25 protein-coding genes are annotated in these 23,657 nt (G+C 71.2%); 13 read left to right on the forward strand and 12 right to left on the reverse strand.

Translation table 11 applies throughout. The features are described from left to right. Window positions 1-2 precede the first annotated feature (2 nt). Both Microterr_RS09855 and Microterr_RS09860 read left to right on the forward strand, forming a co-directional pair. Window positions 3-1,064, forward strand: coding sequence for an ABC transporter permease (locus Microterr_RS09855; RefSeq protein ID WP_263798119.1), 1,062 nt, complete (start codon window positions 3-5; stop codon window positions 1,062-1,064). Next, the gene (locus Microterr_RS09860) at window positions 1,064-3,307 is read left to right on the forward strand and encodes an exo-beta-d-1,3/1,6-glucosidase (protein ID WP_263798779.1); all 2,244 of its coding nucleotides are present in this window, start codon (window positions 1,064-1,066) and stop codon (window positions 3,305-3,307) included. The genes Microterr_RS09855 and Microterr_RS09860 overlap by 1 nt, the downstream gene beginning before the upstream one ends. 8 nt (window positions 3,308-3,315) lie before the next feature. On the opposite strand, the gene Microterr_RS09865 is transcribed toward Microterr_RS09860, so the two are convergent. Together Microterr_RS09865 and Microterr_RS09870 are read right to left on the reverse strand one after the other, a co-directional pair. Beyond that, entirely contained in the window at window positions 3,316-3,987 is a 672-nt protein-coding gene (locus tag Microterr_RS09865) for a DUF3027 domain-containing protein (protein ID WP_263798118.1), read from the reverse strand. Beyond that, a complete protein-coding gene (locus tag Microterr_RS09870) occupies window positions 3,971-4,354 on the reverse strand; it encodes a cold-shock protein (protein WP_263798778.1) in 384 nt (127 codons plus the stop codon). The genes Microterr_RS09865 and Microterr_RS09870 overlap by 17 nt, the downstream gene beginning before the upstream one ends. Window positions 4,355-4,479: 125 nt before the next feature. Here Microterr_RS09870 and Microterr_RS09875 point away from each other — a divergent pair, with 125 nt between their 5' ends. From Microterr_RS09875 to Microterr_RS09885, 3 genes are read left to right on the forward strand one after another with little or no spacing between them, the layout of a single operon-like run. Further along, on the forward strand, window positions 4,480-4,746 hold the full coding sequence (locus tag Microterr_RS09875) for a multidrug ABC transporter ATPase (protein ID WP_263798117.1): 267 nt from the start codon (window positions 4,480-4,482) through the stop codon (window positions 4,744-4,746). Further along, window positions 4,747-6,462, forward strand: a complete 1,716-nt coding sequence (locus Microterr_RS09880) for a helicase-associated domain-containing protein (protein WP_263798116.1) — start codon at window positions 4,747-4,749, stop codon at window positions 6,460-6,462. Window positions 6,463-6,501: 39 nt separating this feature from the next. After that, window positions 6,502-8,145 (forward strand): DNA repair helicase XPB, encoded by a 1,644-nt coding sequence (locus Microterr_RS09885; protein ID WP_263798115.1) that lies wholly within the window; start codon window positions 6,502-6,504, stop codon window positions 8,143-8,145. Between the two features lie 114 nt (window positions 8,146-8,259). Here the strand turns inward: Microterr_RS09885 and Microterr_RS09890 are convergent, their stop codons facing one another. Genes Microterr_RS09890 through folP form a run of 3 tightly spaced genes read right to left on the reverse strand, consistent with a single transcriptional unit; the run spans window position 8,260 to window position 10,867 of the window. Next, the gene (locus Microterr_RS09890; protein ID WP_263798114.1) at window positions 8,260-9,321 is read right to left on the reverse strand and encodes a CPBP family intramembrane glutamic endopeptidase; all 1,062 of its coding nucleotides are present in this window, start codon (window positions 9,319-9,321) and stop codon (window positions 8,260-8,262) included. Window positions 9,322-9,335: 14 nt separating this feature from the next. Then, window positions 9,336-10,052: a pyrimidine reductase family protein gene (locus tag Microterr_RS09895; RefSeq protein ID WP_263798113.1), complete on the reverse strand. Its 717-nt coding sequence runs from the start codon at window positions 10,050-10,052 to the stop codon at window positions 9,336-9,338. Further along, complete coding sequence (gene folP / locus Microterr_RS09900) at window positions 10,052-10,867, reverse strand: dihydropteroate synthase (RefSeq protein ID WP_263798777.1); 816 nt, start codon at window positions 10,865-10,867, stop codon at window positions 10,052-10,054. Before folP ends, Microterr_RS09895 begins: the two co-directional genes overlap by 1 nt. A gap of 125 nt (window positions 10,868-10,992) precedes the next feature. Here folP and Microterr_RS09905 point away from each other — a divergent pair, with 125 nt between their 5' ends. The 6 genes from Microterr_RS09905 to Microterr_RS09930 all read left to right on the forward strand — a co-directional run bounded on the left by Microterr_RS09905 (window position 10,993) and on the right by Microterr_RS09930 (window position 16,554). Beyond that, entirely contained in the window at window positions 10,993-11,685 is a 693-nt protein-coding gene (locus tag Microterr_RS09905) for a response regulator transcription factor (RefSeq protein ID WP_263798112.1), read from the forward strand. Between the two features lie 96 nt (window positions 11,686-11,781). After that, window positions 11,782-13,428 carry a sensor histidine kinase gene (locus Microterr_RS09910; RefSeq protein WP_263798776.1) on the forward strand — a complete coding sequence of 549 codons (1,647 nt, stop codon included), beginning with the start codon at window positions 11,782-11,784 and terminating at the stop codon, window positions 13,426-13,428. 114 nt (window positions 13,429-13,542) lie between these two features. Next, complete coding sequence (locus Microterr_RS09915) at window positions 13,543-13,830, forward strand: WXG100 family type VII secretion target (protein WP_263798111.1); 288 nt, start codon at window positions 13,543-13,545, stop codon at window positions 13,828-13,830. Between the two features lie 148 nt (window positions 13,831-13,978). Then, complete coding sequence (locus Microterr_RS09920) at window positions 13,979-14,536, forward strand: CAP domain-containing protein (RefSeq protein ID WP_263798110.1); 558 nt, start codon at window positions 13,979-13,981, stop codon at window positions 14,534-14,536. A gap of 35 nt (window positions 14,537-14,571) precedes the next feature. Continuing rightward, a complete protein-coding gene (locus Microterr_RS09925; protein WP_263798109.1) occupies window positions 14,572-15,507 on the forward strand; it encodes a hypothetical protein in 936 nt (311 codons plus the stop codon). A 198-nt stretch (window positions 15,508-15,705) separates the two neighbouring features. After that, window positions 15,706-16,554: a type IV toxin-antitoxin system AbiEi family antitoxin domain-containing protein gene (locus Microterr_RS09930; RefSeq protein ID WP_263798108.1), complete on the forward strand. Its 849-nt coding sequence runs from the start codon at window positions 15,706-15,708 to the stop codon at window positions 16,552-16,554. Between the two features lie 160 nt (window positions 16,555-16,714). On the opposite strand, the gene groL is transcribed toward Microterr_RS09930, so the two are convergent. The 6 genes from groL to Microterr_RS09960 all read right to left on the reverse strand — a co-directional run bounded on the left by groL (window position 16,715) and on the right by Microterr_RS09960 (window position 21,689). Then, a complete protein-coding gene (gene groL / locus Microterr_RS09935; protein ID WP_263798107.1) occupies window positions 16,715-18,334 on the reverse strand; it encodes a chaperonin GroEL in 1,620 nt (539 codons plus the stop codon). Between the two features lie 114 nt (window positions 18,335-18,448). Continuing rightward, window positions 18,449-19,510: a DUF3048 domain-containing protein gene (locus tag Microterr_RS09940; RefSeq protein WP_263798106.1), complete on the reverse strand. Its 1,062-nt coding sequence runs from the start codon at window positions 19,508-19,510 to the stop codon at window positions 18,449-18,451. Window positions 19,511-19,539: 29 nt separating this feature from the next. Beyond that, window positions 19,540-19,740, reverse strand: a complete 201-nt coding sequence (locus tag Microterr_RS09945) for a cold-shock protein (protein ID WP_263798105.1) — start codon at window positions 19,738-19,740, stop codon at window positions 19,540-19,542. A gap of 125 nt (window positions 19,741-19,865) precedes the next feature. Continuing rightward, window positions 19,866-20,438, reverse strand: coding sequence for a LytR C-terminal domain-containing protein (locus Microterr_RS09950; RefSeq protein ID WP_263798104.1), 573 nt, complete (start codon window positions 20,436-20,438; stop codon window positions 19,866-19,868). Window positions 20,439-20,447: 9 nt separating this feature from the next. Then, window positions 20,448-20,690 carry a DUF3263 domain-containing protein gene (locus Microterr_RS09955; RefSeq protein WP_263798103.1) on the reverse strand — a complete coding sequence of 81 codons (243 nt, stop codon included), beginning with the start codon at window positions 20,688-20,690 and terminating at the stop codon, window positions 20,448-20,450. Window positions 20,691-20,699: 9 nt separating this feature from the next. Continuing rightward, a complete protein-coding gene (locus Microterr_RS09960; protein WP_263798102.1) occupies window positions 20,700-21,689 on the reverse strand; it encodes a DUF2332 domain-containing protein in 990 nt (329 codons plus the stop codon). 86 nt (window positions 21,690-21,775) lie between these two features. Between Microterr_RS09960 and msrB the strand changes: the two genes are divergently transcribed. Both msrB and Microterr_RS09970 read left to right on the forward strand, forming a co-directional pair. Continuing rightward, window positions 21,776-22,180 carry a peptide-methionine (R)-S-oxide reductase MsrB gene (gene msrB / locus Microterr_RS09965; RefSeq protein ID WP_263798101.1) on the forward strand — a complete coding sequence of 135 codons (405 nt, stop codon included), beginning with the start codon at window positions 21,776-21,778 and terminating at the stop codon, window positions 22,178-22,180. Continuing rightward, window positions 22,177-22,716, forward strand: coding sequence for a nitroreductase family protein (locus Microterr_RS09970; RefSeq protein ID WP_263798100.1), 540 nt, complete (start codon window positions 22,177-22,179; stop codon window positions 22,714-22,716). The genes msrB and Microterr_RS09970 overlap by 4 nt, the downstream gene beginning before the upstream one ends. On the opposite strand, the gene Microterr_RS09975 is transcribed toward Microterr_RS09970, so the two are convergent. Then, window positions 22,629-23,651 carry a DMT family transporter gene (locus Microterr_RS09975; RefSeq protein WP_263798099.1) on the reverse strand — a complete coding sequence of 341 codons (1,023 nt, stop codon included), beginning with the start codon at window positions 23,649-23,651 and terminating at the stop codon, window positions 22,629-22,631. The two genes, Microterr_RS09970 and Microterr_RS09975, sit on opposite strands and share 88 nt — an antisense overlap. Between the last annotated feature and the right edge of the window lie 6 nt (window positions 23,652-23,657).

Below are 23,657 nucleotides of genomic sequence, written 5' to 3' on the forward strand. Positions count from 1 at the left end.
GCATGGACACCATCGCCAACGACACCACGGCGCAGCTCCCGGCCAACACGCCGGCCACAGCCACCCTGCGCACCCCTTCGCCCGCCGCGAAGGACCTCCGCAAGCGGCCGACCTTCTGGACCAGGCTCGGCAACGCCTTCGCGATGTTCCGCAACCGGAAGTCGATCGCCGGCCTGATGATCCTCGGCTTCTTCGTGCTCGTCGCGATCTTCGCCGACGTGCTCGCGCCGTACTCGCCGACCAAGGTCGACAACACCGCGCGGTTCCAGCCGCCGTCGGCCGCGCACTGGCTGGGCACGACGCACATCGGCGAGGACGTGCTGAGCCAGGTCATCCACGGGACGCGCGGCGTCATCGTGGTCGGCTTCCTCGCCGCGTTCATCGCGACGATCATCGCGATCGTCATCGGCGTGAGCTCGGGCTATCTGCGCGGGTGGCGGAGCGAGGCCCTCTCGGCGGTCACCAACGTGTTCCTGGTGATCCCCGGCATCCCGCTCATCATCATCGTGTCCACGATGTTCGAGGATCCGCCGCTGATCCTGATCGCAGCGGTGCTCGGCATCATCGGCTGGGCGTGGGGTGCCCGCGTGCTGCGCGCGCAGACGATGTCTCTGCGCAGCCGCGACTTCGTCCTGGCCGCACGCGCCAACGGCGAACCGCTGCGTCGCATCATCACCGTCGAGATGCTCCCCAACCTCATGGCGCTCATCGCCGCGAGCTTCGTGGGGACGGTCACGGCCGCCATCATCGCCCTCACCACGCTGTCGTACATCGGCGTCATCCCGGTCACGACCTACAACTGGGGCACGATCCTCAACTGGGCGAGCGCGCAGGGCGCCTTCCGGCTGGGTCAGTGGTGGTGGTTCATGCCTCCCGGCCTGTGCATCGCCGCGATCGGCGTCGCCCTCTCCCTCATCAACTTCGGCATCGACGAGTACGTCAACCCCCGCCTGCGCTCCGCCGGCGAGCGCGCTCGCGCCCTGAAGAAGAAGGGCATGAACGTCAACGACACCGTCACGGCCGTCCGCACCGTGCCTGCCGCATCCCCCCAGGAGAATCAGTGATCACCGAAGCCCCCTACCTCGACGCGACACGAACCGTCGCCGAGCGGGTCGCCGACCTCCTCTCGCACATGACGCGGGAGGAGAAGGTCGGTCAGATGATGCAGCTGGACGCCCGCGAGGACCTCGACGACCAGGTGCTCCGCCAGCATGTCGGCTCGATCCTGCACACGTCCCCCGAGCGCCTCGTCCGCGCGCACGATCTCGTCGCGCAGACGCGCCTGCAGATCCCGCTGCTCGTCGGCGAGGACTGCATCCACGGTCACTCGTTCTTCGAGGGGTCGACGATCTTCCCGACGCAGCTCGGGATGGCCGCGTCGTGGGACGCCGATCTGCTCGAGCGGGTGGCGCGGGCGACCGCCGTCGAGGTCGCCGCCACGGGCGTGCACTGGACGTTCTCGCCGGTGCTGTGCATCGCGCGGGACCTGCGCTGGGGCCGTGTCGACGAGACCTTCGGCGAGGACCCGTTCCTCATCGGCGAGCTGGCCTCGGCCATGGTGCGCGGCTACCAGGGCGGTGGCCTCGACGACCAGGACGCGATCCTCGCGACCGCCAAGCACTTCGCCGGCTACTCAGAGACGCAGGGCGGCCGCGACGCGAGCGAGGCCGACATCTCGCGCCGCAAGCTCCGCTCGTGGTTCCTGCCGCCGTTCGAGCGGGTCGCCCGCGAGGGCTGCCGCACGTTCATGCTCGGCTACCAGACCACCGACGGCGTGCCGATCACGGTCAACGACTGGCTGCTCAACGACGTGCTGCGCGGCGAATGGGGCTACACCGGCACGCTCATCACCGACTGGGACAACGTCGGGCGGATGGTGTGGGAGCAGAAGGTGCAGCCCGACTACGCGCACGCGGCCGCCGCGGCCGTCAAGGCCGGCAACGACATGGTGATGACCACCCCCGGCTTCTACCAGGGCGCCCTCGACGCCATCGAGCAGGGGCTCCTCGCCGAGTCGGACCTCGACCAGGCGGTCTCGCGCATCCTCACGCTCAAGTTCGAGTTCGGCCTGTTCGAGAACCCGCGTCACCCTGACGTGGCGCGCATCGCCGCCGTTGTCGGCAGCGCCCCGCACGCCGACCTCAACCTCGAGGCCGCCCGCCGCTCGCTCGTGCTGCTGCGCAACGACGGCACGCTGCCGCTCGCGGATGCGCCGGCTCGGCGGATCGCGGTCGTCGGGCCCCTCGCCGACGACGCGCAGACGCAGCTCGGCGACTGGGCCGGCTCGTCCGGGCAGGCGGACTGGCTGCCCGACGGGCACCCGCGCGAGATGATCACAACGGTGCTCGACGGACTCCGTGCAGAGGTGCCGGCCGGCTGGAGCGTCGACTACGCGCGCGGCTCCGACATCCTCACCCTGGAGCAGGATCCGGCCGGGGCTTTCTTCCCCGACGGCCAGCCCCGCCCGCAGGTGGTCGTGCCGACGCAGCCCGACGAGGCGCTCATCGCCGAGGCCGTCGCGGCCGCGGAGGCCGCCGACGTCGTGGTCGCCGTCGTCGGCGACCGCATCGAGCTGGTCGGCGAGGGCCGCTCGACGGCCACGCTCGAGCTCATCGGCGGCCAGATCGCCCTGCTCGAGGCGCTCGTGGCCACCGGCACGCCGCTCGTGGTGGTGCTGCTCGCCTCGAAGCCGCTCGTGCTGCCCGAGTCGGTGCGACGCGCCGCCGCGCTGGTGTGGGCGGCGAGCCCCGGCATGCAGGGCGGCCGTGCGATCGCTGAGCTGCTGCTCGGCCGCATCGAGCCGACCGGCCGCCTGCCGATCTCGTTCGCCCGGCACGTCGGCCAGCAGCCGACCTACTACAACCAGATCCGCGGCCAGCACGGCGACCGCTACGCCGACCTCACGCAGAGCCCCGCACACGTGTTCGGCGAGGGCCTGTCGTACACGAGCGTGGAATATGCCGAGCTGCGCATCCCGCAGCCCACGGTGGTGAAGGGCGACGTCGTGCGCGCCGAGGTCACGGTGCGCAACACGGGCAGCCGCCCCGCGCGCGAGGTCGTGCAGGTCTATGTGCGCGACGAGGTGACGTCGGTCAGCTGGGCCGACAAGGAGCTCAAGACGTTCCGCACGGTCGATCTGGCACCCGGTGAGAGCGCGACGGTCGAGCTGCGTCTGCCGGTGGCGGAGTGCACGATCGTGGATGCTGCCGGCAACCGCATCGTGGAAGCCGGGACGTTCGAGCTGCTCGTGGGAGCGTCGTCGCGCGACGAGGACCTGCTGACCGCGCGGTTCACGGTCGCGGGCTGAGCGGCGGCTCAGTCCTCGTCGGCTGAGTCGCCCTCGGGCTCTTCGTCGTCGGAGTGTTCGTCGTCGGAGTCGTCGTCGTCGGAGTCCTCGGACTCGTCGTCGTCGTCCGCGTCATCCTCCGACTCGTCGTCCGCGAAGCCGGCGTCGTCGACCTCGTCGACATCGTCCTCGGGCTCGTCGGAGAGCACGTCGATGTCGACGCCGTCGACATCGCCGGAGTGCAGGATCGGCGAGCCGTCCTGATCGAAGTCGGCCGCGTCCAGATCGTCCAGGTCGTCATCGTCGAGCTCGTCATCGTCGAGCTCGTCGTCGGCGAGACCCTCGTCATCGCCGTCGACAGCATCCGCTTCGGCCTGCGCCGCCTGCGCGGCCTGGTAGTCGGCCAGACGCTCGGCCCACGGCACCCACTCGGGTGCGAGCAGCGCGCCGTCGCCCGGCAGCAGCTCGACCTCGAGGACGCTCGGCTCGGCATCCTCGACCCGCGCGAGCGAGACGGTCCAGTACCACCCCGGGTAGCCGGGGAGACGGTTGTGGAACCGCAGCGAGACGACGCCGTCGTCTTCGACGCGGTAGTCGGCCGGCTCGCCGATGGAGCTGGCCGGCGTGACCTCGCTCAGCGCGGCCAGCGCCAGGTCGCGCGCGGCGACCAGGACGGGGTCGGGCTCAGGCGTCGAGTTCATCGGCCACCTTGCGCAGCACGGCGGCGACCTTCTTGGCGTGCGAGCCGCTCGGGTAGCGTCCGTGGCGCAGGTCGCCCCCGATGCCGTCGAGCAGCTTCACGAGGTCTTCGACGATGATCGCCATGTCGTCAGCGGGCTTGCGAGAGCGCTTCGAGAGGCTCACCGGGGCCTCGAGGACCCGCACCGACAGCGCCTGCAGGCCGCGCTTGCCGTCGGCGACGCCGAACTCGAGACGGGTGCCCTGCTTGAGGGCGGGCGTGCCTGCGGGGAGGGCAGTGGCGTGCAGGAAGACGTCCTGGCCGTCATCAGTGGTGATGAAGCCGAACCCCTTCTCCTCGTCGTAGAACCTGACCTTGCCGGTGGGCATGGAGACCTCGCTGGGTATCGCGCCGCCGCGAACGGCGGGCATGACGGAATTCGGGACCGGTGCGTCCCTCCCTCCAGCCTACCGGCACGCACCGACGAAGGACCCCAGGCGATAGGCTGATCCGGATGAGCACGCGCACCCCCGGCGAGGACGTCCCGATCCGCCGTATCGACCGCATCCTGGCGTTCATGTCGCTGGGTCTGCTTCTGCTGTCCATCGTCGCCTTCCTGGCGATCATGATCGGCTCCGCGACGGGCGCCGACTTCGCGACGGGCGTGTGGCCGTTCCTGGGCGTGCTCGTCTACATCGCGCCGATCGTGGCCTTCATCCTGCTCGTGACCGTGCTCATCATGAGCTTCGTGCGGAGGGCACGAGCGAACAAGGGCACCTGAGTGGTCAGCGACGAGCGCGCTCTGGCGACCTGGCTGTCCGGCCAGGACGACGTCGCGCTCGCCTGCACTCTGGCCGAGCGGGGCATGTCGCCCGCCGCACCCTGGCGCGACTTCTTCGACACGGCCGCCGCGCTGCTCGATGCCCCTTCGGTCGACCGGGCGCTGGCCCGTCTCCCGCGCACCGCGCTGCGGAGCCTCGCTGACGGGACCGCGTCGTCGCCCGCGACGACCCGCCTCGCCCTGGCCGACGAGACCGGCGCCCCCTACGCCGCCGTCGCCCTGCGTCTCGCCGTCGCCCGGCAGACGCGCCCGGACGCCTTCACGCCCACGGACGAGCCGACCGAGCCGCCCCTCGCCGACGATGAGCACGCCGCGGCAGCCGCCGAGCGCGCGTTCACCACGACCGGTGCCCTCGCCGACGTGCTGCTGGCCGCCTCGCACCTGCCCCTCGTGCGCACCGGGGCCGGTCCGGTGAGCGCCGTCGACCGGCGCCGACTGGTCGAGGCCGGTGCGGTGTCGACCCCGGACGAGCTCGACGACCTCATCGAGTCCGCCGCCATCGCGGGGCTGCTGAGCCCGACCGAGCGCGAGTGGCGCGTCACGCCCGAGGGCGAGGCGTGGCTGCAGTCCTCGACCTCCGAGCGCTGGCGGGTCGTCGTCGAGGCGCTCCGCGACGGCGCTCCGGACGGCGTGCGCACGCCCTCCGGAGAGATCCTGCCGGTCGGATCCTGGGTGGCGGCGTATCCGCTGCGCACCGACTGGCCGGCGTTCGCCGCGCAGCAGCGGACGATCGCGACCCGGTGGGGCCTGCTCACCGACGACGCGGCGGAACCGGAATGGACGCGCACCCTCCGCACGGGCGCTCCACTGGACACCGGGATGCTGAGCGCACACCTCCCCGCCGAGATCGACCGGGTGTACCTGCAGGCCGACCTGACCGCGATCGCGCCCGGGCCGCTCGTGCCCGCGCTCGATCTGCGCCTGCGCGGGCTCGCCCGCCGCGAATCGCGCGCGCAGGCCTCGACGTACCGGTTCAGCGCCGACACCATCGGCGCGGGGATGACCGAGGGCGAGACCGCCGGGTCGATCCGCGCGTTCCTGGCGTCGCTGTCGCTCACCGGCATCCCGCAGCCGCTGGAGTACCTCATCCAGAGCACCGCCGCCCGCCACGGTCAGGTGCGCGTGCGCGCCGACGAGGTCTCAGGGCGCACCGAGGTGACCAGCGCCGACTCGGGACTCCGCGAGACGATCGCGGTCGACCAGGCGCTGCGGGCGCTCGGACTCATCCCGGTCGGCGACGCGCTGCTGTCGCGGGTCTCGCGCGATTCCGTCTACTGGGCGCTCGCCGATGCGCGCTACCCCGTGGTCGCCCTCGACCCGGACGGCGAGCCGGAGGCGCTGCACCGCCGGGTCGCACCCGGGTCCGGCGCGCCCATCCCGACGCCGGTCGAGCTGTACGGCCCTCTCATCGAGCGGCTGCGCGGCGGCGACGACGCCGACACGGACGCGGCGTGGCTGACCCGCGAGCTCGAGCAGGCGGTGCGCTCGCGCTCCGTCATCGTCGTCGCGGTGCGGATGCCCGACGGCGCGGAGCGCGCCTTCACGGTCGAGGCGACCGGCCTCGGCGGCGGCCGTCTGCGCGGACGCGATCGTGCCGCCGACGTCGAGCGCACGCTGCCGGTATCGAGCATCGTCGCGGTGCGTCCGGTCCCCTGAGCGCCGCCCGGCCTCCCCAGGCCGATAGGATTGACCGTTATGGCTGACGGTCCCCTCATCGTGCAGAGCGACCGGACGGTGCTGCTCGAAGTCGCCCATCCGGACGCCGAGTCCGCCCGGCACGAGCTCGCGGTGTTCGCGGAGCTCGAGCGCGCTCCCGAGCACATCCACACGTACCGCATCACGCGCCTCGGCCTGTGGAATGCGCGCGCCGCAGGACATGCCGCCGAAGACATGCTCGCGACCCTCGAGCGCTGGTCGCGCTTCCCCGTGCCCCCGTCCGTGTCGATCGACATCCGTGAGAGCGTCGGCCGCTACGGCCGGCTCGTCATCGAGCGCGACGACGAGGGCACCCTCGTGCTCCGCTCCAGCGACGAGCCCGTGCTCGCCGAGGTCTCGCGCAACAAGCGCATCCAGCCCCTGCTGATCGGCCACCCCTCCCCCGACACCTACATCGTCGACGCGTGGGCCCGCGGTCACATCAAGCAGGAGCTGCTGAAGATCGGCTGGCCCGCCGAGGATCTCGCCGGCTACACGCCCGGGACACCGCATCCGATCGATCTGGCCGAGGACGGCTGGTCGCTGCGGCCCTACCAGCGCCACGCGGTCGACACCTTCACCGAGGGGGGATCCGGCGTCGTCGTGCTCCCCTGCGGCGCGGGCAAGACGCTCGTCGGCGCCGGCGCGATGGCCGACACGAAGACCACCACCCTGATCCTGGTGACCAACACGGTCAGCGCGCGGCAGTGGCGCGACGAGCTGCTCAAGCGCACCTCGCTGACACCAGAGGAGATCGGCGAGTACTCCGGCCAGGCCAAGGAGGTCAAGCCGGTCACGATCGCGACCTACCAGATCCTCACCGCCAAGCGGAAAGGCCAGTACGCGCACCTGGCCCTCCTCGACGCGCTCGACTGGGGCCTCATCGTCTACGACGAGGTCCACCTGCTGCCCGCGCCGGTGTTCAAGCTCACTGCCGACCTGCAGGCGCGGCGCCGCCTGGGGCTCACCGCCACCCTCGTCCGCGAGGACGGCCGCGAAGGCGATGTGTTCAGCCTCATCGGCCCCAAGCGGTTCGACGCGCCGTGGAAGGAGATCGAAGCCCAGGGCTTCATCTCCCCCGCCGCCTGCTACGAGGTGCGCGTCGACCTGCCCGCCGGCGACCGGCTGGAGTACGCCGCGGCCGCCGACGAGGAGCGCTACCGGCTCGCCGCGACCGCACCGGCGAAGATCCGGGTCGTCCGCGACCTCGTCGCCAAGCACGAGGGTGAGCGCATCCTGGTGATCGGCCAGTACCTCGACCAGATCGACACGCTCGCCGAGGCGCTCAACGCTCCCAAGATCACCGGCGCCACGCCCGTGGACGAGCGCGAGGAGCTGTACCAGGCGTTCCGGGTCGGCGAGATCTCGCTGCTGGTGGTCTCGAAGGTCGCGAACTTCTCGATCGACCTGCCGGAGGCGTCCGTCGCCATCCAGGTCTCCGGATCCTTCGGGTCACGCCAGGAGGAGGCCCAGCGCCTCGGGCGCCTGCTGCGTCCGAAGGAGTCGGGCAACACGGCGAGCTTCTACACCCTCACCGCCCGCGACACCGTCGATCAGGACTTCGCGCAGAACCGTCAGCGGTTCCTCGCCGAGCAGGGCTACAGCTACACGATCCTCGACGCGGAGTCGATCACCGCGGCGTAGTCGCGTCGATCCCGCCCGCTGCCCCCGTGTCGCGAGACAAGGAGATGTGGCGACGGGAGGGGCGCAGGTGGCCAGACGCTCCTCCGCCCGCGTCTTCTCCTTATCTCGCGACGGTCAGCGCGGCGTCGTCGCGTCGATCCCGTCGCCCTCCGCGACCGCCGGGGTGAGCACCTCGGACACCGGCGCGGGCACCGGCTGCGGCGCGGGCACCTGCAGCAGCAGCGTGCGGTGGATGTGCGACCGCCGGAACACCAGCTCGACCACCACCGCGTACCCGACCACCGTGACGGTCGAGACGAGCAGGCCCGCCACACCCGGCGAGCTCGAGTTCACGTCGCCGAGCCCGGCGAGGGCGAGCAGGAACGCGAGCAGGTTGTTCACGATGTGCAGGCCGATGCCCGCCTCGAGCCCACCCGTGCGCCAGGTGAGCCAGCCCGCGACGACCGCGAACACCGCGACGCCGGCCTGACCGAGCGGGTCGTACAGGTGGCCGAGCACGAACAGGGGCACCGGCAGCAGGATCGCGAAGAGCGGATGCCGCAGCCAGCGTCCGATCGCCTGCTGCAGGTACCCGCGGAACACGTACTCCTCGGCCGCCGACTGCAGCGGGATGAGCAGCAGGATGACGGCCAGCGAGACCCACAGCTGCGGGTTGTCGCTCGGCGCGACGACCGAGCCGGGATCGCCCGACGCATCGGCGGGCAGCAGCAGCGACAGCCCCGAGACGACGAGCATGACGACGACCGCGATGCCGGTGCACAGCAGCAGCCAGCCCCAGCGCAGTCGGCCCGCCGCCGAGGAGATGAGCCCCAGTCTGCGGCCGTTCACGATGAGCGAGGCCAGCACGTAGGCCGGCAGCATCAGCACGATGGTGACCAGCATGAACGCGAGCATGAGCGGATCGGTGAGGTCGAAGATGACAGCAGCGCCGGACGTCATCCGCAGGAACGAATCGGCGACGCCGGAGTTCCACAGCATCAGGAGGAACATGCCCAGCGTCACGACGACGAGCATGGCCAGGTACAGGGCGGCGCCGAGCAGTCCCACGACCAGCGGCGTCCACCATCCGGAGCGACGCCGCGCGAACACCAGCCGGTGGAACGCGAGCCCGCCCTCGGTCGCGTCCGGCGGGAGCAGGGGCACCGCGACGGGCGGCGCGAGCGGGGGCGTCGTCATCCCTCCATGATGTCCTACGCGCGGGCCTGCGCCGCGTAGCGCAGGAAGACGAATCCCTCGTCGTCGGTGATCGCGCCGAGCAGCTGCAGCGGCCGGTCGGCCTCCTCCGCTCCGCGGGCGATCCGCCCCGCGCTGCCCCCCACCGCGCGCGGCGCGATCGTCAGGCACACCTCGTCGACCAGGCCCGCGTCGAGCAGCGCGCCGAACAGGTGCGGCCCGCCCTCGCACAGCACCTGCGTGAGGCCGCGCGCGGCCAGGGCGCGCAGCATCCCGTTCAGATCGACGGATGCTGCGCCGCACTCCCACACGTCGGCCACCTGCGCGAGGGCGGCACGGCGCGCCTGCGGCGCCTCCGCACGGGTGATCACGATCGGCCGGCTCTCGGCCCGCGTGAACACCCCGTCGCCCGGCTCGAGGCCGAGGTCGCCGCTGACGACCGCGAGCGCCGGCTGCGCGGGCAGTCCGCGCTCCCGGCGCCAGGCAGCATCCGCCTCCGGCACCCGGATGCCGCCGTAGCCCTCTGCCCGCACCGTGCCCGCGCCGACGAGCACGACGTCCGCCATCGTGCGCAGCACCGTCATGAGCTCCCGGTCGGTCGGACCCCCGAGACCTCCGCTGCGACGGTCGATGGTCGCTGCGCCGTCCGCGCTCTGCACGAAGTTCATCCGCACGCGCGGGGTGGTGCGATCGGCCAGGGCGTAGGCGGCGAAGAGCTCGTCGCGGGTCGGCATCAGTCGTTCCCCTCCGGTCGCATGTTGTGGCGGAGGTACGCGGGCTCGCGCCATCCGAGGATCGCCTCGACCATCCGCAGCGCGTCGACCGTCTCGGGGACGTTGTGCGCGCGGAAGATCCGCGCGCCCTGCAGCGCGCAGAACACCGCCGCCGCGAGCGAGCCGGCGACGCGGTCCCCCCGCGCCCGGTCGAGCGTCTCCCCGACGAAGTCCTTGTTCGACAGCGCCACGAGCAGGGGCGAGCCGAGATCGGCCAGCTCGCCGAGCCGGCGGGTGAGCTCCAGCGAGTGGAGGGTGTTCTTATTCAGGTCGTGACCGGGGTCGAGGATGATCCGGTCGGGCGCGATGCCCGCGGCGAGCGCGGCCTCCCTGCGGCTGCGGAGCGCCTCGCGGACCTCGGCGACGACGTCGTCGTACTGCGGCTGCGGGTAGGAGGTGCGCGGCGGCGCCAGGCTGTGCGCGATGACGATGCTCGCGTCGCTGTCGGCGACGACCGCGACCATCTCGGGGTCGCGCAGCCCGGTCGTGTCGTTGATCACCGTGGCCCCGGCCGCGATGGCCGCCCGCGCGACCGCGGGCTGGAACGTGTCCACGCTCACCGGCACGATCGGCGAGAGCTCCCGCACCACCGGCACGACCCGCGCGATCTCCTCGTCAACGGGCACAGGGGGTCCCGGCGCGAACTTCACGCCGCCCACATCCACGTATCCGGCGCCCGCCTCCGCGGCGGCGACGCCCGCCGCCACCGCGGCGTCCAGGGCGAACGTGGCCCCGCGGTCGTAGAAGGAATCCGGCGTCCTGTTGACGATCGCCATCACCGCCAGCACCGTGCCTCCTCAGGGGTCGCCGTGCTCCCGACAGTAGGGCGGCGGGCGCCCCGGTGTCGACCGCTCCGTGCGATATCCAGCCTGCGCAGGGAAAGGGTCGCCATAATGAGGGCATGACCGCACCGCGCATCCTCGTCGTCGACGACGAGCCGAACATCCGCGACCTGCTCATCACGAGCCTGCGCTTCGCCGGCTATCAGGTCAGGGCCGTCGCCAACGGAGCCCAGACGATCTCGGCCGTCCTCGAAGAGGAACCCGACCTGATCGTGCTCGACGTGATGCTGCCGGACATGAACGGCTTCAGCGTCACCAAGCGCCTCCGCGGCGCCGGATACACCGCCCCGATCCTGTTCCTCACCGCGAAGGACGACACCGAGGACAAGATCACCGGCCTCAACGCCGGCGGCGACGACTACGTCACCAAGCCGTTCAGCCTCGACGAGATCGTGGCCCGCATCCAGGCCATCCTGCGCCGCACGATGCAGGCCGACGAGGAGTCGATCATCCGCGCGGGCGAGCTGACGATGGATCAGGACACGCATGACGTGCTGGTCGGTGACGCGTCGATCGACCTCAGCCCCACCGAGTTCAAGCTGCTGCGCTACCTCATGCTCAACCCCAACAGGGTGCTCAGCAAGGCGCAGATCCTCGACCACGTGTGGGAGTACGACTTCAACGGCGACGCGGGCATCGTGGAGAGCTACATCTCCTACCTGCGGCGCAAGATCGACCCGCACTCCACCGAGCCGCTGATCCAGACGAAGCGGGGCTTCGGCTACATGCTCAAGGCCGGCAAGCCCGCCTGATCCGTGGCCGTGGGCGCCCATGTGGGCAAGAGCGACGCGATCACCCGGTGGTGGCGCGGCATCAGCCTGCGCGCGAAGGTCACCGGCGTCACGGTAATGCTGCTCGCGGTCGGCGTGTTCGCGGCCGGCTTCGGCACGATGGCGTTCCTGCGCTCCACCCTGATCGACAGCCTCGACGCGCAGCTGATGCAGGCGGCCAGCACGGACGTGACGACCTCTCTGTTCGACATCAGCGTCGACGGCGGACAGCTGACCTTCACCCCGAAGGAGTCGGCGGCCGCCGTCGAGTTCTTCATCGCCGTCTACGGCCCCACCGGTGAGCGTCTCGCGACCGGCGGCGGCGACGGCAGCGAGATGCCCCCGGTCTTCCCGCAGTCGTACCCGCTCGCCAAGACCATCGAGCAGGGCGTCGAGCCGTTCAACCTGCCGAGCGCGGAGGGCGGGGCGCCGTTCCACGCGAGCGTGTCGGCGCAGGAGGTCGCCGGCACCGGGATCGGCTACACCCAGCTGATCGCCCAGCCCACCTCGCAGGTCAACCGGATCGTCGCGACGTACATCGGCATCTACCTGATCCTGGCGTTCGTCATCATCCTCGCCGGTGCCCTGCTCACCCGGTGGCTCGTGACCCTGACGTTCCGCAGCCTCGGTCAGGTCGAATCCACCGCGATGGCCATCGCCGCGGGCGACTTCAGCCAGCGCATGACCGACATCGAGCCGCGCACCGAGGTGGGCAAACTCAAGGCGGCGATCAACACGATGCTCGGCAGGGTGGATGCTGCGATCACCCAGCGCGACTCGACCGTGCAGCAGATGCGCCGGTTCATCGGCGACGCCAGCCACGAGCTGCGCACCCCGCTCGTCACCGTCCGCGGCTACGCCGAGCTGTACCGGATGGGAGCGATCGACTCCGACGAGGACGTCTCCCAGGCGATGGAGCGCATCGAGAAGGAGGCTGTGCGCATGGGCCTCCTGGTCGAGGACCTGCTCGCCCTCGCCCGCCTCGACGAGCGTCGCGACGTCGTGATCGGGCCCGTCGACCTGCGCCCGGTCGCCCGCGATGCGGCGCTGGACGTCCGTGCCGCCTCCCCGCAGCGCCCGGTCACCGTGATCGACACCACGGCGCGCGATGCGCAGCCCTCCCGCGTCTCGCCGACCGCCGTGCCGACCACCACCGCGCCGCGCAGGCGGGCCGCGCCGATCGCCCGCGCCGGCGAGGCCCTGTCGATCCTGCGCCGCCGCAAGCCGGCGCCGGACGAGACCACCGCGCACGCACCCATCACGCAGCCGGTCGCGGTGCCTCCGGTGCTCGCCCCTGTCGTGCTCGGCGACGAGAACCGGATCAGGCAGGTCGTCGCGAACCTGCTCGGCAACGCCCGTCGGTTCACGGTCGAGACCTCGCCCATCGAGCTGCGGATCGGGGTGGATGCGGAGGCCGGCATGGGCTGGGTCGAGGTGGCGGATCACGGCGAGGGCGTCCCCGACCAGATCAAGGACAAGATCTTCCAGCGCTTCTGGCGAGCCGACACCTCACGGGCGCGCGAGACCGGCGGCACGGGCCTCGGCCTGTCGATCGTCGCCTCCATCGTCGAGGCGCTGCACGGAGCGGTCGCCGTGTCGGACACCCCGGGCGGCGGCGCCACCTTCCGCGTGTCCTTCCCGCTCGATCACACGAGGGATGCGGCCGACCACCTGTTCATCGAGACCCAGCCGATCCCGCGACCGCAGCTACCTGCCGAGGGCTGACTCCTCCCCAGCGGGGCTCGCGCACGGGGGTGTGCGCAGCATCCCGGTTCGGGGGTATGCGCACTCCGCCCGCTCGTACCGTGGGCTGATCACCTTCCAGACAGGAGATCCGCCATGGCCGTCTACTCCGTCGACAGCGACGCCGTCCTCACCACCACCGCCGCGATGCGCGGCACGATCGAGCGCGTGCAGTCCGAGAACCAGGCGATGCTCGCCCAGCTCACGCAGCTGCAGTCCACGTGGACCGGCGCCGCCTCGATCGCGTTCCAGGGCGTCGTCGACCAGTGGCGCGCCGCGCAGCGTCACGTGGACGAGGCGATCGTGGGCGTGAACGCCGCACTCGGCGTGGCCGGCAGGCAGTATGCCGACGCCGAGCAGGCGTCGATGAGCCTGTTCCGATGAGCGTGCGCGGAGCCCGCTCGCGGTGACCGCTCGCGTGAGAAGGGCGTGAGATTCTCCTGATCGAGGCCGGGATCCGGCGGTGGTCGTGGCTACCGTGGAATGTGCCCGTCGCCCCGCGGGTGCGTCCCCCGACCGCACAGGAGTCTTCGTGCGCCTCCCCACCACGCCCCTGCGCGCGCTCAGCGCGCTCGCCCTCACCGTCACCCTCGTCGCCGGCTCCGCCGCGACCTCCGCCGCCGCGGCACCGCCCGTCGCCCCCGCCTCATCCGCCGCCTCGACCCCCGCCTCGGGCGCGCTCACGAGTCAGTTCGCGGTCTCGGCCACCAGTGGCACGACTCCCGAGCAGAGAGTCACGGCGTTCATCAACCAGAAGCGCGCCGCCGCCGGCCTGCCCAAGCTGAAGGTCACCGCATCCCTGCGATCCGCGGCCGAGACCTGGGCGAAGCACTTGGCGACCAACGGCATCTTCAAGCACAGCACGTCGACGTGGCGCATGGCCAAGATCGGCACGGCGACCTGGAGATCGTCGGGCGAGAACATCGCCGCCGGCTACCCCACGGCGTCGTCCGTCATGAGAGCGTGGATGAATTCGAGCGGTCACAGGGCCAACATCCTCGGCAAGTCCTACCGCGGCGTGGGCGTCGGATACGTCCACGGCGGCCCCTACGGCCACTACTGGGTCGTCATCTTCGCCGTCCCGAAGTAGCCACCCGGCCGGCGCGCGGCCGCTAGCATTCCCCCGTGAGCGTCCGCGGGAGGATCGGCGTCGCACTGTCGGCTGCGGCGGTGGCCGCGATCGGCGCGGTCGGCGTCTGGATGGGGCTCGCCGCCACGACCGTCCCCACCGTCGACCTCGGTGTCACGGTCAACGACACCGTCTCGGTCGCCACCGGCACCGAGGATGCGGCGGTCGAGGTGACCTGGCGCCTCCAGCGCGACGGCGATGTGCTGCTGAGCGCCGCGATGGCGTCTCCGGGCACGATGGTGCCGGCCGACTTCCCGGCCGCCACCCGGGCGCGCATCGCGATCTCGCTGGCCTGCGATGCCCGGCTCGAGGCTCTCGCGCTGCCCGATGGCGTCGAGGTCGCCGAGGACGGCGACGAGGCCGCCTGCGACAGCGCGGCGATGGACGGCCTGCCCGCGCGTCAGCTCTTCGTGATGACGATCGACGCCGATGTCGTCGAGATCCGCGGCCACCCCGTGCGCGAGTGGTCGACCGCGCTGGCCGGCCAGAGCACGTCGCGCAGCCCCGCCATCAACATGCTCACCGGCGGCATCGTCGACCCCGCGGTGTCTTTCGCGATCGTCGACCCCGGCCGGTACTCGACGCTGACCGCCGTGCTGGAAGCGGGTCCGAACGATCTGCTCGACCTCACCGTCACCCCGGCCGGCGACGTGGTCGAGGCGACGAGCGTCACCGTCGAGGGCGACGGTGAGCACGAGTGGGTCGACTCGGTCGCCTGGACGCTCACGTACGCCGGGCTCGCGCAGCAGTTCCAGCTCGGCGAGGGACTCGCCCGCTGGACCGACCCGTCGGGTCAGACGTTCATGCAGCTCCTGCTGCTGCTGTCGGGTGCGTTCATCGGCGTGGCAGCGTCGCTGGCCGTGGAGCGTCTGTTCGCCTGGACGAGCCGACTGCGCGTGCCCGAGCCCGGCTCCCCCTCCCCCCAGGAGTGACGCCGCCCGCGCGAGCACGAATGAGAGAGATCGTCCGCGACACGCCGCGGGGCAGCATCCGTCCTCGGCGCGTCGCCGCGAATGTCTCGCGATTCGGTTCCGCCAGCCGCTCCTCCTCAGGAGGGCCGGCCCTCTGAGACGTCCACCGATCGAGCGGCCGCCCCCTCCTCTGCCTCACCCCCGGCCAGGGTTGTGGGCATGTGCTCCGCGGGCGACTCCGTGCAGTCCTTCGGGCGTCTCCGCGCCACGGGGATGAGTCGCCGAGCGATCAGTTCCGCGGTCGAGGACGGGCGTTGGCGGATGCTGCGCCGCGGGGTCTATGCGAGTGCGGGCGCCTGCCTCCCGCTCACCGAGGCGGTCGCGCACGGCGGGGTGCTCGGATGTGTGAGCGCCGCCAGGCATCTGGGCCTGTGGGTGCTCGATGACAGTGCCGACGTGCACGTCTGGATGCATCGCAACGGCCGTCGTCATCATCCGCGACTGCCCTCGCCGTGCGGGTGCACGGAGCACTGGGACGACGGTCCGCCCGTCGACTCCTTCGGCACTCCGTCGGTTCCGAGAGTGCTGCGGCAGATCCTGTCCTGCCGTGGGGTCGAGGAGTTCTTCGTGGCCCTCGAGTCTGCGCTGCGTCAACGGCTCCTCACCGCGGAGGGCCACCAGTGGCTGCACACGCACACCAACGAGGCAGCGCGCGCCGCGATGCGCCTGGCGAGATCCGATGCCGACAGCGGGCTGGAGTCGCTCGTCCGCTGGCGGCTGCGGGGGCACGGACTGCGGGTGTGCACGCAGGCGGAGGTGTTCGGCGTCGGTCGGGTCGATCTCCTCGTGGGTGATCGCCTGATCATCGAGGTCGACGGCAGGGACAACCACGACGACACATCGCACCGGCACAAGGATCTCGTGCGGGACGCCCATGCGGCGGCCTGGGGCTACCGCACTCTGCGGTTCGACTACGCCATGGTCGTGCACGACTGGGACCTGGTCGAGGCCGCGATCCTCGGCGCACTCTGGGCCGACGGCGCAGGGGTGGCGAGCAGAACCGAGTGAGATCGTCGCCGACACGCCGGGCGCCGGCATCCGCCATGGGAGTGTCGACACCCATCGCTCTGAGTTCGGTCCGCCGGACATCCGCCGACACGAACCCCCACCGACGACGGAAGGCCCCTCCGAAGAGGGGCCTTCCTGAACTGCTACGACGAGCGCTGGATCAGAAGTCCATGCCACCGGTCGGGTCGCCGGCCGGAGCCGCCGACTTCTCCGGCTTGTCGGCGACGACGGCCTCGGTCGTGAGGAACAGGCCGGCGATCGAGGCTGCGTTCTGCAGCGCCGAGCGGGTCACCTTGGCGGGGTCGATGATGCCCTGTGCGAACAGGTCACCGTACTCGCCGGTCGCGGCGTTGAGGCCGTGACCGTCGGGCAGCTCGGCCACCTTGTTCGCGACGACACCCGGCTCGAGACCGGCGTTCAGCGCGATCTGCTTGAGCGGGGCCTCGATCGCGACGCGCACGATGTTCGCGCCGGTCGCCTCGTCACCGGTCAGCTCGAGGCTGGCCAGCGCCTTGCGGCCGGACTGGATGAGGGCCACGCCACCACCGGGGACGATGCCCTCCTCGACGGCCGCCTTCGCGTTGCGAACGGCGTCCTCGATGCGGTGCTTGCGCTCCTTGAGCTCGACCTCGGTGGCCGCGCCCGCCTTGATGACGGCAACGCCGCCGGCGAGCTTGGCGAGGCGCTCCTGCAGCTTCTCGCGGTCGTAGTCGCTGTCGGTGTTCTCGATCTCGCGGCGGATCTGGGTCACGCGACCCTCGATCTGCGCGGCGTCGCCGGCACCCTCGATGATGGTCGTCTCATCCTTGGTGATGATGACCTTGCGCGCACGGCCGAGCAGGTCGAGGGTGGCGTTCTCGAGCTTGAGACCGACCTCCTCGGTGATGACCTGGCCGCCGGTGAGGATCGCGATGTCCTGCAGCTGCGCCTTGCGACGGTCGCCGAAGCCGGGAGCCTTGACGGCAGCCGACTTGAAGATGCCGCGGATCTTGTTCAGCACCAGGGTGGCCAGGGCTTCGCCCTCGACGTCCTCGGCGATGATGAGGAGCTCCTTGCCGTCCTGGATCACCTTGTCGACGATCGGCAGCAGGTCCTTGATGTTCGAGATCTTCTGGTTCGCGATCAGGATGTAGGGGTCTTCGAAGACCGCTTCCTGACGCTCCGGGTCGGTCACGAAGTAGGGGTTCAGGTAGCCCTTGTCGAAGCGCATGCCCTCGGTGAGCTCGAGCTCGGTGCCGAAGGTGTTGGACTCCTCGACGGTGACCACACCCTCCTTGCCGACCTTGTCGATCGCCTCGGCGATCAGGTCGCCGATCGAGGTGTCTGCGGCGGAGATCGACGCGGTCGCGGCGATCTGCTCCTTCGACTCGACCTCCTTGGCCGAGGCCAGCAGCTCGTCGGTGATGGCGGTGACGGCCTTCTCGATGCCCTTCTTGAGCGAGATGGGGTCGGCGCCGGCGGCGACGTTGCGCAGGCCCTCGCGCACGAGCGCCTGAGCGAGCACGGTGGCGGTGGTGGTGCCGTCGCCCGCGACGTCATCCGTCTTCTTGGCGACCTCCTTGACGAGCTCCGCGCCGATCTTCTCGTACGGGTCGTCGAGCTCGATCTCCTTCGCGATCGAGACGCCGTCGTTCGTGATCGTGGGGGCGCCCCACTTCTTCTCGAGCACGACGTTGCGGCCGCGCGGGCCGAGGGTCACCTTGACGGCGTCGGCGAGGATGTTGAGGCCCCGCTCGAGGCCACGGCGGGCTTCCTCATCGAAAGCGATGATCTTTGCCATGTGTGTGTCGTCCCTCCCGGACGTTGGATCAGTCATTAGCACTCAACAAGAGTGAGTGCTAATTCATTCTGGCACTCGCCCCAGTCGAGTGCAAGCCGCCGCGAGGGCGGTGGGTCAGCGGACGACCTTCACGGAGCCGCTCGTCGGAACCAGCTCGATCCAGGTGTTGCCCGGAGCGAGGTAGATGTCCACGCCGTGCTCGTTGGTGAGCGTGATCGGCGCGGTCTTGCTCTTCTTCGACCACGTGGCGCTGACGACCTTGCCGCCGGTGGAGACCCAGGCCTTCCCCGAGTCGACCATGACGGTGCGCGGCACGATTCCGTACGACCAGTCGATGTCGACCTGCATCACCACGACGTTCGTGGCCCGCAGCTGCTTGCCCGCCGAGTCCATGTCCTTGTTGCCGTCCTGCGTGCGCAGGTACGTCGCCGAGTGCGCGTTCCAGCGCCAGCCGCGGGCGGACACGGGCGAGAACGCCACGTCCATGCCCTTCGCCGGCGTCCCGTACACGGTCGCCGATGCCGTCTCGGCGATCTTCGCGTGCGCGAACTGCTGCTGCGGCGGGTCGATGTCCTTGTACGCGGCGCGCAGCTCCCGCGCGTTGACGACGACGTTGTGCGGCGCGTACTTCGCGTTCGAGCGGAACATGTACTCGTCGTCCGCGCCGCCGTGGACCGCGTTGTGGACCGGGGTGTCGTGCATCATCGCGACGAACTGGGGCTTGCCGCCCGAATAGGCCACGATCCCGCCGAGCGGGCTGATGATGTCCGGATCCATGGGACGGATGCTGCGCACCGGCCCGATCTCCTTCGGCACATCCGAGAACCACACCGCCACGTACCGCGTCAGCCCGCCTTCGACGAGCTCCTCGTAGAGCATGTCGGTGTGGTCGAGCCCCCACTGCGGGCGAGCGTCCCAGTGGTTGTCGATCTTCGCGGCCAGGGACGGCCCGGTGATCTTCCCCAGCGCCACCTCCTCGCCCGTGAGCGGCGAGCTGCCGGTCGTCGGCTTCGGCGTCGGTGTGGGGGTCGGCGTCGGAGTGGGCGTCTCGGTCGCCGTCGGCGACGGTGTCGCCGACGTCACGGCCGCCTCCGGCGCACCGGTGCAGCCGGCCAGCAGCACGGCGGTCAGAGCGAGTGCGACGAGTGCGCTGCGGCGCAGGGGTCGGGAGGTCACCCGCGGAGCATATCGAGAGCCGCGCCGTGTCAGGCGACGACGCGCACGGCTTCGGCCTGCGGGCCCTTCTGCCCGGCTCCGACCGTGAACTCGACGGTCTGCCCCTCTTCGAGGACGCGGAAGCCGGTCATGTCGATGTTCGAGTAGTGGACGAAGACGTCCTGGCCCTCTGCGGTGATGAAGCCGAAGCCCTTCTCAGCGTTGAACCATTTGACGGTGCCCTGGGTCATGCGAATCTCCTGTTGCTGGTGCGACAACGTCATCGTATGCAGGGAGAATCCGCGCTTCGCGCCAGATGCGGAACTGTTGACATGGCCGCATCCAAGTGTTTACCGGCGCGAAACACGCCCCGGAATCAGGGTTCTTCGACGCGGTCCATGCCGAGCACGACCGTCAGCTGCTTGGGCTGCTCGTCGCCCTCGCCGGCGGCCGTCTGGAGATACTGGTCGCTCTGGGCGACGAGGGCGCCGCCGAGCACATCCGCGAGTCCTGCGGCGGCCGCGGCGTCCTCCTCGAACGCGTAGTAGACGGTGGTCGTCTCGAAGTCGTCCTGGCTGGCCTCACTGGCCAGCACGTCCTCCGCGGCCCAGCCGGCCGCTTCGATCTCGGTCTTCACCTCGGTGGCGAGACCGTCCTGCGACGTGGCGTTGAGCACCAGCACCGTGTAGGTCGGGTCGAGCACCGGCGTGATCTCCGGCGCGGGGGTCGAGGCGACGGTCGCCTCGGGGGCCGGGAACAGGTCGATCCGCCCGGTGGCCAGGAGGGTGCCGAGGATGCCGGCGGCCACCAGCACGACGGTGGCCACGACAGCCCAGATCATCACGACCCAGCCGTTCATGCGGGGGTTCTCGGCACGATGGGCGCCGATCCGGCCGGCGTCCGCCGGGAGGTCGTCGAAGCGATCCCTGGGGTACGTCGATTTCGCCACCCCACGATGCTACCGGGCGGCACGCTCCAGCCGTGTCCGCGCGCGGGCGTCCCGGATGCGGCGCAGCCGCTTGACGAGCATGGGATCGTGCTCGAGCGCATCGGCCGTCTCGATGAGGCGGCCCAGCAGCTGGTAGTACCGGGCGGGCGAGAGGCTCAGCTGCGCGCGGATGGCCTCTTCCTTCGCACCCGCGTGCCTGGTCCACTCGGTCTCGAACGCCAGGATGGCGCGATCGCGGTCGGAGAGGGGCACCCCTCCACGCTAGCCATCCACGGGCTCAGCGCCCGCGCGCCACTCCACGAAACCGCCGAGCGGGTCGACCACGGCGAGCGCTCGCCGGTTGCGGCCGAGCACGAACCCCGTCAGGTCCGCGGCCGGCGCCGGCTCCCACTGGGTGTGGAGGCCGACCGGATCGATCGTGACCCACTCCGCGTCGACCTCGCGCAGGTGCGCGAACAGCCGTTCGCGGGCGGCCCACGGGACGTGCGGCAGCAGGCCGGGCGTGGTGATCACGAGACGGGCTTCCCGCGGCGCGAGAGCGATCGCGGCATCGAGCACGGCGGGATCCGTCGCGTCCCCGCCGATCAGCAGCGGCGGGTCGGCGGCGACGATGTCGAGCGCGGCAGCGATGCGCTCGGCACGGCCGTCCTCCCCCGGCCAGACGAGGGTGGTCAGGAACCGGCGGTCGTCCGGGTCGGCGGCATCCAGGGGGTGCAGATCGACGCCAGCCCGCCAGACGACCTCGGGCAGCCGGAGCTCCGGCAACGCGCCCCGGGCCTCGGCCTCGAGGACGACCGTCGAGGCGCCGTCCGCGGGGTCGAGGTCGGGGCCGCCGCGGTAGCGGTACGAGTAGCGGTCCGGGTACAGGCACAGGCCGGCGCTCGCGCCCAGCTCGAGCAGGGCGATCGGGCCGCGGATGGCGCTGAGCGCGGGCAGCAGCGCGGCGCATCGGCCGGGCTCGTTGGTCTGCAGCGCACGGCGCCCGCACTCTCGAACGACGGCGTCCGCGTTCGCCCGCAGCCACGCGGCCCAAGCCGGGTACCCGGATTCGGGGGCTCCCAGCATCCGTGTCACGGCGAAGACGAGCGGCGGCTGCCGGCGCGCGGCGTCGATGCGCGCGATGATGCCCGCGATCTCCACGTCCGCGGCCACTCCCGCCGCCCACTCGCCGTACAGCGCAGAGCGGCCGGGGGCCTCCGTCTGCGCGAACCGGCGGTAGCGGTCGGCGACGGCGGAGAGGTCGTGGTCCATTCCCCCATTCTCGCGGCGAACGCCCAGCGACCACGGAACAGGCGGCAGGCGGCTGCGGTTGAATAGGAGCGAACCAGGAGGAACCCATGACCTACGCCGTGGACAAGAGCGATGACCAGTGGCGCGCCGAGCTGAGCCCCGACCAGTACGCGGTGCTGCGCGAGGCGGGCACCGAGCGGCCGTGGACCGGCGAGCTGCTCGACGAGAGCCGCGCCGGCCTGTACACCTGCGCCGCGTGCGGTGCTGAGCTGTTCCAGAGCGGCACCAAGTTCGACTCGCACTGCGGGTGGCCGAGCTTCTACGAGTCGGTGCGGCCGGACGCCGTCCAGCTGATCGAGGACCGCAGCCACGGGATGCTGCGCACCGAGGTCCGCTGCGCGAACTGCGGCTCGCACCTCGGCCACGTCTTCCCCGATGGGTTCGGCACCCCGACCGGCGACCGCTACTGCATGAACTCGCTGTCGCTGTCGTTCGCCCCGGAGGAGCAGTGACCGGCGCCCTCGAGGCGGTGCGGGCGCGGCGCTCCTGGTCGAAGGTGACGGATGCCGCACCCACTCACGCGGAGCTGCTCCGGCTCGTCTCCGCTGCCGGCCGGGTCGCCGACCACTCGTCGCTGCGACCGTGGCGGCTCATCGAGCTGCGCGGCAGTGACCGGGAGGTGCTCGGGCGTGCCATCCACAAGGCGGACGGCGAGAAGGGCCACTCGACCAAGCCGCTGCGCGCGCCGCTGCTGATCGCCGTGGTCGCCAGCTACCGCAAGAGCGGCAAGGTGCCCCGCTGGGAGCAGGAGGCGGTCGCCTCCGGCGTCGCGCACATGCTGAGCCTGCTGCTGGACGAGGCGGGCTGGGGCGTCATCTGGCGCACGGGGCACTACACGCGCAGCAAGGCGGTCGCGAAGGCGCACGGCCTCGGCAAGGACGAGGAGCTGCTCGGCTGGCTCTACGTCGGCGGCAAGCCGGAGCGCTCGGGCGGCGGACGCCGCAAGGCGCTGGACGCCCGCCCGCTCCTCTCGCGCATGCCCGCCTGACCACGGCGCCGCCGCGCGGTCGCGACGACCACCGAGGCCATCGCGATCGCCACCATGATGAGCTCCTGCGCGAGACCAGGGCTCGCCGGCGCCGGCCACGTCAGGTCGAGGATGAGCGACATGGACAGCTGTCCGACGACGGAGGCCAGGCCCATCAGCAGCACGCCCGTGTGCGCCACGAGTCCCGCCGACAGCATGATGTAGACGACTCCCGTTGCGCCGCCCAGGTACAGCCAGGGGTCGGTCGGGAAGGCCGCGGGCGGGCCGTCGATCGCGATGTGGACGGCCGCGGCGATCGCCAGCAGCAGCGTGCCGCCGATGAAGTTGACGAGCGTCGCCGTCAACGGGGTGCCGACGCGCTGCCGGAGCCGTCCGTTCGTGGCCTGCTGCCACGCGATGCCCGCGCCGGCGAGCACGGGGAGCACCAGCATCCATGCCGGCACATCATGGACCCCGGAGCCGGTGAGCGAGACGCCGACGGCGACGAGCGCGAGCGCGGCACCGCCGACGCGGCCGAGCGTGACCGCGACGATGCCGGCGGGGCCGTACCCGATCCGGTCGATCACCAGACCGCACACGGCCTGGCCGGCCACCACCCCGACCGTGAACAGCGACACCCCGATGATCCCGACGGCGAGCCCCTGGGTCGCGACGGTGAGGGCGCCCGCCGCTCCGCCGCACAGCATCCAGAACGGGATCCGGCGCCCGCGCACTTCGGTGACGAGCGTCGCGAACCCTCGCCGCCCCGACGGCAGCAGCGCCGACAGGGCGAGGAGGATCACCAGGCCCGAGCCGAACGAGACGACGGCCGCGGCGAACCCGTCGTCGAGGCGCACGCCGAGCTGGCCGTTGATGCGGGCCTGCAGGGCGGTGAGCACGCCGATGAGGACGGCTCCGCCGAGCGCGAGCCAGACGGGAAGACGGCGTCGGGTCATCATCCC

Origin of the sequence: Microbacterium terricola (genome assembly GCF_027943945.1) — a bacterium.
Lineage (GTDB): Bacteria > Actinomycetota > Actinomycetes > Actinomycetales > Microbacteriaceae > Microbacterium > Microbacterium terricola.

Coding starts and splice junctions, on each gene's coding strand:
- Microterr_RS09855 (WP_263798119.1), top strand. CDS start 3: ATGGACACCATCGCCAACGACACCACGGCGCAGCTCCCGGCCAACACG.
- Microterr_RS09865 (WP_263798118.1), bottom strand. CDS start 3,987: ATGAACTCGACGCCTGAGCCCGACCCCGTCCTGGTCGCCGCGCGCGAC.
- Microterr_RS09870 (WP_263798778.1), bottom strand. CDS start 4,354: ATGCCCACCGGCAAGGTCAGGTTCTACGACGAGGAGAAGGGGTTCGGC.
- Microterr_RS09875 (WP_263798117.1), top strand. CDS start 4,480: ATGAGCACGCGCACCCCCGGCGAGGACGTCCCGATCCGCCGTATCGAC.
- Microterr_RS09885 (WP_263798115.1), top strand. CDS start 6,502: ATGGCTGACGGTCCCCTCATCGTGCAGAGCGACCGGACGGTGCTGCTC.
- Microterr_RS09890 (WP_263798114.1), bottom strand. CDS start 9,321: ATGACGACGCCCCCGCTCGCGCCGCCCGTCGCGGTGCCCCTGCTCCCG.
- Microterr_RS09895 (WP_263798113.1), bottom strand. CDS start 10,052: ATGCCGACCCGCGACGAGCTCTTCGCCGCCTACGCCCTGGCCGATCGC.
- folP (WP_263798777.1), bottom strand. CDS start 10,867: ATGGCGATCGTCAACAGGACGCCGGATTCCTTCTACGACCGCGGGGCC.
- Microterr_RS09905 (WP_263798112.1), top strand. CDS start 10,993: ATGACCGCACCGCGCATCCTCGTCGTCGACGACGAGCCGAACATCCGC.
- Microterr_RS09910 (WP_263798776.1), top strand. CDS start 11,782: ATGCTGCTCGCGGTCGGCGTGTTCGCGGCCGGCTTCGGCACGATGGCG.
- Microterr_RS09915 (WP_263798111.1), top strand. CDS start 13,543: ATGGCCGTCTACTCCGTCGACAGCGACGCCGTCCTCACCACCACCGCC.
- Microterr_RS09930 (WP_263798108.1), top strand. CDS start 15,706: ATGTGCTCCGCGGGCGACTCCGTGCAGTCCTTCGGGCGTCTCCGCGCC.
- groL (WP_263798107.1), bottom strand. CDS start 18,334: ATGGCAAAGATCATCGCTTTCGATGAGGAAGCCCGCCGTGGCCTCGAG.
- Microterr_RS09945 (WP_263798105.1), bottom strand. CDS start 19,740: ATGACCCAGGGCACCGTCAAATGGTTCAACGCTGAGAAGGGCTTCGGC.
- Microterr_RS09960 (WP_263798102.1), bottom strand. CDS start 21,689: ATGGACCACGACCTCTCCGCCGTCGCCGACCGCTACCGCCGGTTCGCG.
- msrB (WP_263798101.1), top strand. CDS start 21,776: ATGACCTACGCCGTGGACAAGAGCGATGACCAGTGGCGCGCCGAGCTG.
- Microterr_RS09975 (WP_263798099.1), bottom strand. CDS start 23,651: ATGACCCGACGCCGTCTTCCCGTCTGGCTCGCGCTCGGCGGAGCCGTC.